This is a genomic window from Pyramidobacter sp. C12-8, from assembly GCF_002007215.1.
Lineage (GTDB): Bacteria > Synergistota > Synergistia > Synergistales > Dethiosulfovibrionaceae > Pyramidobacter.
Window position 1 is genome coordinate 1 of the sequence record NZ_MUHX01000129.1, and the last position, 231, is coordinate 231.

Consider the following 231-nt stretch of genomic DNA (forward strand, 5'->3'; position numbering starts at 1 on the left):
TGATGGCGGGACGGATGATGGTCCAGTTGTTGCCGCCGATGTAGCGGAGGATTTTTTCGCCGCGCCCTTTATAGACGGAATAGTCATCCGAATTGCGCAGAAGGACGCTGTCCGCCGAATCGCAGAGCAGGGGGGATGATTCGCGGACGGGATGCTCCTTGTTGTCATAGGCGCGGTAACTGGAGAGATAGATGTAATGGCCGACGCTTTTCAAGGCGAACGGCAGGTAGT

At 56.3% G+C, this 231-nt stretch carries 1 protein-coding gene; it reads right to left on the reverse strand.

Annotation, left to right across the window (positions count from 1 at the left end):
- Positions 1 to 231 (reverse strand): hypothetical protein (locus B0D78_RS13065; RefSeq protein WP_205948346.1); only part of this gene is annotated, 231 nt, incomplete at both ends.